Raw genomic sequence first — 8,373 nt, forward strand, 5'->3', positions numbered from 1 at the left:
CCCCGGGCGCGGTGTGTGGGTGGTGCGGGGTCAGCTCACCGGTACCGGGGCGGGCCAGCTGCCCTGGAAGACCCCGCTGGGGGTGGCCGTCCGGGTGAGGCCGCCGAAGAGCTGGTCGACCCGGGCGGCCTCGGTGGCGGCCGGGTACGGGTTGGTGCAGCTGGTGCCGGCGCTGCCGCCGGACATCAGCAGCGAGCACTGGCCGTTGTAGTTGTCCGGCAGGCCCAGGATGTGCCCGATCTCGTGGGTCATGATCCGCAGCGGGCTGTACTGCTGGGCCTGGTAGGTGTCGATGTAGACCCGCCCGTTGCCCAGGCTGGTGCGCACGGCGTACGAGCCGCCGCCGTAGATCTGGTAGATCCGCAGGTTCGTCCCGCAGTTCGACATGTTGATGTTGTTCGTGTAGTTGTTCCAGATCGACGCGGCGGAGTGCGCGGTGCTGGTGAAAGAGCCCGCCTGGCTGACGTCGTAACAGATCGTGGTGGCGAGGGTGCCGGCGGCCGATGCCGGGGACGCGGCGAGCGGCGCGCCGACGAGGGCGATGGCGCTGGCTGCCAGCGTGGCCAGCAGTCGGTGGATCCTGCGTGCGGACATGGGCTGACTCTCCAATCCGAGGGGGGCGGCGGACGAGACGAGTCTATGTATTCGCATACGTCAATGAAAGATGTCTTTCTCGGGGTTGATCTGATATGACGGAGCGTGATCAACCGGCCAGGGTGACCACCTCGTCGGCGCAGCCCCAGCCCAGGGTCACCCCGGCACCCCCGTGCCCGTAGTTGTGCACCAGCCGGGTCCCGCCCGGCAGTCCCACCGGGTCCACCTCGACCCGCGCCCCGCCGTGGCGGGCCGGTCGCAGCCCGACGAGCTGGCCGATCTCCCGGGCCCCGGCCAGCTCCGGCACCAGCGCGGTGCACCGGCGCAGGATGGCCGCACCGGTTGCCGGGTCGGCGGTCAGCCCGGTGGCCCCCTCCTCGAACGTGCCGCCGAGCACCACGTCCGCGCTGCGCGGGTGCACGTAGGCGAGCCCGGCGGGATTCTCCTCGTCGCGTACCGAGACGACCAGGCCCGGGTTGTCGACCAGGACGATCTGCCCCCGGACCGGGTACACGGCGGGGTCGTCGGCGAGCCGGCCGGCGGCCAGCCCGGTCGCATTGACCACCACCGGGGCCAGCTCCGCCACCTCGGCCAACCGGTCCAGCCGGCGCCGTTCGAGCACCCCACCGGCGGCGGTCAGCCGCGCCACCAGCCAGGGCAGGTAGTACGACATCTCCACCGCCGGCACCGTGTACCGCTGCACGGCGGCGTACGGGCCGCATCCGTCGTGCCCGGCGACGTCCTCCTGGGTGAAGTCCGGCACCGCCGAAGCCCACCAGGGCGTGCCGTCCGGCGGGGTCCGCAGCACCGCCCGGGTCGGCCGGAGCACCACCCCGGGTACCCCCGCGCCGGCCTGCCGGGCCAGCTCCGCGTACGTCCGTTCGGCCCAGCGCAGTACCCGGGGGTCACCGGTGGTGTGGGTGGGGTACCACACCGCCGCCGCGACCCGGGACACCGTCCGCTCCGGCCCGTCGGCGGTCACCACCGCCACCCGGGCCCCAGCCTGCTGCAGCCGGACCGCACTGGTCAGGCCGACCACGCCCGCCCCGACCACCACCACGTCGTACAACCGACACCTCCCGCTCGTGGTCTGCCGGTCGCTCCCGTGACGGCCGGCGACAGGACCGGTCCTGCGGCCGGTCGCTCCCAGCGAAGCGCAGCCGGGGCGACGGCGTCCAAGACCGGCATGGTCGCGTGCGATAAGCGGAACTTATGCTCACCGTCATGGATCTGCGCCGGCTCCGGTACTTCCTGGTCCTCGCCGAGGAACTGCACTTCACCCGGGCCGCGACCCGGTTGCGGATCGCCCAGCCGGCGCTCAGCCAGCAGATCCGGGCCCTGGAACGGGAGGTCGGCGCCGAGCTGGTGACCCGGAGCGCCCGGGGCTGCGCGCTCACCCCGGTCGGCCGGGTGGTGGCGGAGGAGGCCGCCGCCCTGCTCGGGCAGGCCGCCGCCGCGCAGGAGCGGATCCGGTCGGTGGTCGCCGGGCAGGGCGGGCGGCTGCGCCTGGCGTACACCCGCTCGGCCCGGGGTGGCCGGGTGGATGCCCTGGTCGCCCTGTTCCGCGAGCGGTACCCGCAGGTCGAGGTGGTCGCCGAGACCGGCTGGACCGCGCTCAACGTGGCCGGGCTGCTGGCCGGCCGGCTGGACGTCGCGTTCGTCCGCCCGCCGCTGCCCGAGCCGGAGCTGGCGTGCCGCTTCGTCGACACCGAGGAGCTGCTGCTCGCCGTGCCCGCCGACCACCCGCTGGCGGCCCGCCGCCGGATCCCCCGCGAGCTGGTCGTCGGCCTGCCGGCCGTGATGTGGCCGAGGGGGAACGGCCCCGGGATGTACGACCGGACCGTGGGTCAGGTCTGGCCGGACGGCGGCTTCCACCTGGTCCGGCACGAGCCCGACGACGAGCAGCTGCTGCGGGCGGTCGCCGAGGGCGGGGTGGTCGCCGCGGTACCCGCCGGCCGGGCCCGGGACCTGCGCCTGCCCGGGGTACGGCTGCGCCGGTTCACCGCACCCGTGCCGACCGTCGACATCGCCCTGGCCTATTCCCGTCGCAGCCCGACCGGCCTGGTCCGGCGTCTGGTGGCCCTGCTGGAGGCCGCCACCGGCCGGGTGGCCCCGGAGCCGGCGGCGACCGACGACGCCGGAGGTCGCGGTGGGCGAAATGGGCCGGGTGTCCCCGCCGGGGAACCGATACGATGAGGCGAACGTCCACACGTCGCGCCAGCTGGGCCGGTCGCCCGACCGGCGGTCACGCCGGCGCGGCACCGAGATCGAGAGCAGGTGGCGCAGGGCCCACGGGCCCGACCTATGACCGGCACCCCACCTCCCGGCCAGACCCGGGTGCAGACCAGGATCACGGTTCCCGACTCGAAGATCATGGTCAACCTCCTCGGCCCGGGCGACGAGATCCTGCGACTCATCGAGCGCTCGGTCACCAGCGACGTGCACGTGCGGGGCAACGAGATCACCATCTCGGGCGTCCCGGCGGACAACGCCCTGGCCGAGCGGCTCTTCACCGAGCTGTTGGAGCTGATCCAGAAGGGCGAGACGCTGACCACCGACGCCGTCCGGCGTACGGTCGGCATGCTGGAGCAGGGCGGCAGCGAGCGGCCCGCCGAGGTCCTGACCCTCAACATCCTCTCCCGGCGCGGGCGCACCATCCGGCCCAAGACGCTCGGGCAGAAGCGGTACGTCGACGCGATCGACGCGCACACCATCGTCTTCGGCATCGGCCCCGCCGGTACCGGCAAGACCTACCTGGCCATGGCGAAGGCCGTCCAGGCGCTCCAGGCCAAGCAGGTCAACCGGATCATCCTGACCCGGCCGGCGGTCGAGGCGGGTGAGCGGCTCGGTTTCCTCCCCGGCACGCTCAACGAGAAGATCGACCCGTACCTGCGCCCGCTCTACGACGCGCTGCACGACATGCTCGACCCGGACTCGATCCCGAAGCTCATGGCGGCCGGCACCATCGAGGTGGCTCCGCTGGCCTACATGCGGGGCCGTACCCTGAACGACGCGTTCATCATCCTGGACGAGGCGCAGAACACCACGCCCGAGCAGATGAAGATGTTCCTCACCCGGCTGGGCTTCGGCTCCAAGATCGTGGTGACCGGTGACATCACCCAGGTCGACCTGCCCGGCGGGACGACCAGCGGCCTGCGGGTCGTACGGGACATCCTGCAGAGCGTGGAGGACGTGCACTTCGCCCAGCTCTCCAGCTCCGACGTGGTCCGTCACCGGCTGGTGGGGGAGATCGTCGACGCGTACGCCCGCTGGGACGCCGAGCGGGAGAGCCAGCAGGCGCAGAGTGTGCACGCCGTGCCGGGGCGTACCGCCCAGGGCGGGCGGGCCGGTCGACGCCGCTAGATCCGTCAGGGGAAGCAGTTGTCCATCGAGATCGCCAACGAGTCCGGCGTCGAGGTCGATACCGACGCCGTGCTCGCCGTTGCCCGGCACGCGCTCGACGAGATGGGGGTCAACCCGCTCGCCGAGCTGTCCGTGCTGCTGGTCGACATCGAATACATGACCGAGCTGAACCATCGCTGGATGGGCGGGGACGGGCCGACCGACGTGCTCGCCTTCCCGATGGACGAGGGCAGCGTCGACCACGGCCCGGGGGAGTCCCCGGCCGGGGGTGAGCCGGCGCTGCTCGGCGACATCGTGCTCTGCCCGGAGGTGGCGGCCAAGCAGGCGGTCACCGCCGGGCACACGCCCGCCGACGAGCTGCACCTGCTCACCGTGCACGGCGTGCTGCACCTGCTCGGGTACGACCACGCCGAGCCGGAGGAGGAGCGGGAGATGTTCTCCCTCCAGGACCGGCTGCTGGCCAGCTGGCGGGCGGCACGGGCCCGGTGATGACACCGGCCCATCTGGTGGCCGGGGCGGGCACCGGGCCGGCCCCGTGGGCCGCCACTGCCCCGGCCAACCTGCCGGACCTGCAACTGCTGTTCTTCGCCGCCGGGCTGGTGGTGCTCGCCGGGGTGATCGCGATGACCGAGGCGGCGCTGGCCGCCGTCTCCCCGGCCCGGGCCGCCGAGCTGGCCCGGGAGGGGGTCCGGGGCGCCCGTACCCTCCAGATCGTCGCCGCCGACGTGGTCCGGCACCTCAACCTGCTCCTGCTGCTCCGGCTGCTCGCCGAGCTGACCGCGACGACCCTGGTGGCCCTGGTCGCGGTCGACTCGTTCGGCGCGGGCTGGACGGCGGCGCTGGTCACCGCCGGGGCGATGACCGTGGTCAGCTTCGTGGTGGTGGGGGTGGCCCCGCGTACCCTCGGCCGGCAGCACGCGTACGCGGTCGGTCGGGCGGTGGCCCCGCTGGTCCGCTGGCTGGGGCGGGTACTCAACCCGCTCGCCTCGCTGCTGATCCTGATCGGCAACGCGGTCACCCCCGGTCGGGGCTTCCGGGAGGGGCCGTTCGCCACCCAGGTGGAGCTGCGCGAGCTGGTCGACCTGGCCGAGCAGCGGGGGGTCGTGGAGCACGGCGAACGCCAGATGATCCACTCGGTCTTCGCGCTCGGCGACACCATCGCCCGGGAGGTGATGGTGCCGCGTACCGAGATGGTGTGGATCGAGGCGCACAAGACGCTGGCCCAGGCGCGGGCGCTCTTCCTGCGCTCCGGGTTCTCCCGCATCCCGGTGGTCGGGGAGAGCGTGGACGACGTGCTCGGGGTGGTCTACCTCAAGGACGTGATCCGCCGGGCCCAGGGCGGTGACGCGCGTACCGACGCGCTGCCGGTCGCCGAGCTGATGCGTGAGGCGACCTTCGTACCGGAGTCCAAGCCCGTCGACGACCTGCTCTCGGAGATGCAGGCGGCCCGCACCCACCTGGTGATCGTGGTCGACGAGTACGGCGGGACGGGTGGCCTGGTCACCATCGAGGACATCCTGGAGGAGATCGTCGGTGAGATCACCGACGAGTACGACGTCGAACGGCCACCGGTGGAGCGTCTCGACGACGGGGCGGTCCGGGTGACCGCCCGGCTGCCGGTGGAGAACCTCGGCGAGCTGTTCGACGTCGAACTCCCCGCCGACGAGGTGGAGACCGTCGGCGGGCTGCTCGCCCAGGCGCTCGGCCGGGTGCCGATCCCCGGGGCCGAGGCCGAGGTGGGCGGGCTCCGGCTGATCGCCGAGGGCACCACCGGCCGACGGAACCGGATCGACACCGTACTGGTGCGCCGGGTCGAGCCGGAGCACGACCGGGACACGTCGGGTCGGCCAGACCCGGGGGACTCCCGCAGCAACCAGAACCGCACCGAGGAGAGGCAACCCGCAGATGCCTGAGTCAACCGCCCCTGTCGACGCGATCCAGCCGGTACCCGCCGAGCTGAGCGCGGAGGACGACAAGCTGGTCATCCTGGCCCGGGGTGCCCGTGGCCGGGTGGGTGCGGTCGAGGGCGCCGCCGTCCGGGACCAGGACGGTCGGACGTACGCGGCGGCCAGTGTCTCGCTGCCGTCGCTGACCATCACCGCGCTCCAGCTCGCGGTGGCCTCGGCCGTCGCGGCCGGGGCCACCCGGCTGGAGGCGGCCGTGGTGGTGACCGAGGCGTCGACCCTGGACGGGGCGGGGCACGCGGCGGTCCGCGACCTCACCGCCGACGCGCCGATCCACGTGGCGGCGCCGGACGGCACCGTGCTCGGCACGGTCGTCGCGTGAGTACGCGCGGCAGCGCCCCGGGGGGCGCACGCAGTGGCGGCCGGGTGGACCCGCGTGGCGGCGGCCCGGCGGGCGATCCGGCGGACCGTCCCTACCGGGCGGGGTTCGCGTGCTTCGTCGGCCGGCCGAACGCCGGCAAGTCGACGTTGACCAACGCGATCGTCGGCCAGAAGATCGCCATCACCTCGAACAAGCCGCAGACCACCCGGCACATCATCCGGGCGGTGCTGCACCGGCCCGACTCCCAGCTCGTACTGGTCGACACCCCGGGTCTGCACCGGCCGCGTACCCTGCTCGGCGAGCGCCTCAACGACCTGGTCCGGACCACCTGGAGCGAGGTGGACGTGATCGGCCTCTGCATCCCGGCGGACGAGCCGATCGGGCGGGGCGACCGGTTCATCACCGGGGAACTGGCCGAGTTGAAGGCCACCGTGCTGGCCGTGGTCACCAAGACGGACCTGGTGGACCGCAAGCGGCTGGCCGAGCAGTTGCTCGCGGTCAGCCGGCTGGGCGACTTCGCCGAGGTCGTACCGGTCAGTGCGGTCTCCGGCCACCAGGTGGACACCCTGGTCGACGTGATGACCACCTACCTGCCGCCGTCGCCGCAGCTCTATCCGGACGACATGCTCACCGACGACCCGGAGCAGGTGCTGGTCGCCGAGCTGATCCGGGAGGCCGCGCTGGAGGGGGTACGCGACGAACTGCCGCACTCGATCGCGGTGGTGGTCGAGGAGATGATAGCCGAGGGTAACCTCACCAAGATATACGCTGACGTCTATGTCGAGCGGTCGAGTCAGAAGGCGATCGTGATCGGGGCGCGGGCCAGTCGACTCAAGGATGTCGGTACCCGGGCCCGCCGGCAGATCGAGGAACTGCTCGGCACCCGCGTCTACCTGGACCTTCACGTGCGGGTGGCGAAGGACTGGCAGCGGGATCCGAAGCAGTTGCGCAAGCTCGGTTTCTAATCGACGAAAGTGTTACATCACATCGATATGTGATTTTTCACTTTCGCACCGGGCTGCCAGGAAGCTTCAAGGCGGGTCGCGGAGGGTAGGGAACTGCACAGGCCCTGCCCCCGGACATAGATACAGGCTTATGCGAAACCGCTACCTGGACCTGCTCCGCTTCCTTGCCATCGTCCGTGTCGTCGTCTACCACGTGACCGGTGCCGCCGCGTTGACCCTGGTCTTCCCGGCGATGTCGGTGATGTTCGCCCTGGCCGGCTCGCTGATGGCCGCCTCGCTGGACCGTACCGGCCCGTCGGCGGTCGCCCGGCGGTTGCGCCGCCTGCTGCCCTCGCTCTGGGTACTCGCAGCGGTCTTCGTGCCGGCCATGGTGCTCACCGGCCTCCCGGCCGACGGGAAACTGCTGCTCTGGGCGTTCCCGATCAGCGACCCGTCGGCCAACGGCTGGGGTGCCATCGCGTTGAGCGTGATCTGGTACCTGCGGGACTACCTCTGGTTCGTGCTCGTCTCACCGGTCGCCCTCTGGCTCTTCCGCCGTGCCCCGCTGGCCACCCTGCTCGCCCCGTACCTGCTGCTGGTCGTGGTGGAACTGCGGTTCGCGGCCACCGCCCCGGCGGTGCTACGGGACTTCGGTCTCTACTTCGGCGCCTGGCTGCTCGGCTTCGCCCACCACGACGGCATGCTCCGTCGGCTCTCCCGGCGGGTGCTGGTACCGGTCACCGGCGTGCTGGCCACGGCGGGCGGCTGGTGGATCCTCACCCACCCCGGGGCCCGGGGGTACGACCTCAACGACATCCGGCTCGGCAACGCCCTCTGGTCGGCGGCGTTCATCCTGCTGGTGCTCGGCATCGTGCCCGCCCGCGCCGCCTGGGTCGATCGGAACGCGCTGGTCAGCCGGCTGGTGACGATCGGCAACCGGCGGGCGTTGACCATCTACCTCTGGCACATGCCGTTCGTGGTGGCGCTGACCCCGCTCTCCATCCGCCTCGGCTGGTCCCCGACCGATCCGGTGAGCCTCGCGGTCCGGGTGGTCGCGGTCTTCGCCCTGGTCGGCCTGGTGGTGCTGCTGGTCGGCTGGGTGGAGGACGTGGCCGCCCGGCGTCGCCCCGAACTGCTCCCCGGCGGACGGCGTACGGCCGGAGCCCCCGTGCCTCCGGCCGTCCCC

9 protein-coding genes are annotated in these 8,373 nt (G+C 72.4%); 7 read left to right on the forward strand and 2 right to left on the reverse strand.

The features are described from left to right. Window positions 1–30: 30 nt before the first annotated feature. Window positions 31–594 carry a snapalysin family zinc-dependent metalloprotease gene (locus GSF22_RS26730; protein ID WP_208816499.1) on the reverse strand — a complete coding sequence of 188 codons (564 nt, stop codon included), beginning with the start codon at window positions 592–594 and terminating at the stop codon, window positions 31–33. Window positions 595–703: 109 nt separating this feature from the next. Continuing rightward, window positions 704–1,654: an FAD-dependent oxidoreductase gene (locus GSF22_RS26735; RefSeq protein ID WP_307804354.1), complete on the reverse strand. Its 951-nt coding sequence runs from the start codon at window positions 1,652–1,654 to the stop codon at window positions 704–706. 164 nt (window positions 1,655–1,818) lie between these two features. Here GSF22_RS26735 and GSF22_RS26740 point away from each other — a divergent pair, with 164 nt between their 5' ends. The 7 genes from GSF22_RS26740 to GSF22_RS26770 form a co-directional block, all read left to right on the forward strand. Further along, complete coding sequence (locus GSF22_RS26740) at window positions 1,819–2,790, forward strand: LysR family transcriptional regulator (RefSeq protein ID WP_244454186.1); 972 nt, start codon at window positions 1,819–1,821, stop codon at window positions 2,788–2,790. A 108-nt stretch (window positions 2,791–2,898) separates the two neighbouring features. Next, window positions 2,899–3,957: a PhoH family protein gene (locus GSF22_RS26745; protein WP_208816502.1), complete on the forward strand. Its 1,059-nt coding sequence runs from the start codon at window positions 2,899–2,901 to the stop codon at window positions 3,955–3,957. A gap of 18 nt (window positions 3,958–3,975) precedes the next feature. After that, window positions 3,976–4,446: an rRNA maturation RNase YbeY gene (ybeY, locus tag GSF22_RS26750; protein WP_208816503.1), complete on the forward strand. Its 471-nt coding sequence runs from the start codon at window positions 3,976–3,978 to the stop codon at window positions 4,444–4,446. Continuing rightward, entirely contained in the window at window positions 4,446–5,870 is a 1,425-nt protein-coding gene (locus GSF22_RS26755) for a hemolysin family protein (RefSeq protein ID WP_208816504.1), read from the forward strand. The genes ybeY and GSF22_RS26755 overlap by 1 nt, the downstream gene beginning before the upstream one ends. Next, the gene (locus GSF22_RS26760; RefSeq protein WP_208816505.1) at window positions 5,863–6,243 is read left to right on the forward strand and encodes a cytidine deaminase; all 381 of its coding nucleotides are present in this window, start codon (window positions 5,863–5,865) and stop codon (window positions 6,241–6,243) included. The genes GSF22_RS26755 and GSF22_RS26760 overlap by 8 nt, the downstream gene beginning before the upstream one ends. Before the next feature lie 44 nt (window positions 6,244–6,287). Further along, a complete protein-coding gene (era, locus tag GSF22_RS26765) occupies window positions 6,288–7,208 on the forward strand; it encodes a GTPase Era (RefSeq protein ID WP_208816507.1) in 921 nt (306 codons plus the stop codon). 130 nt (window positions 7,209–7,338) lie between these two features. Next, on the forward strand, window positions 7,339–8,373 hold a 1,035-nt coding region (locus GSF22_RS26770; RefSeq protein WP_208816506.1), incomplete at its 3' end, for an acyltransferase family protein.

It is taken from the genome of Micromonospora echinofusca (assembly GCF_017614955.1).
Taxonomy (GTDB): domain Bacteria; phylum Actinomycetota; class Actinomycetes; order Mycobacteriales; family Micromonosporaceae; genus Micromonospora; species Micromonospora echinofusca_A.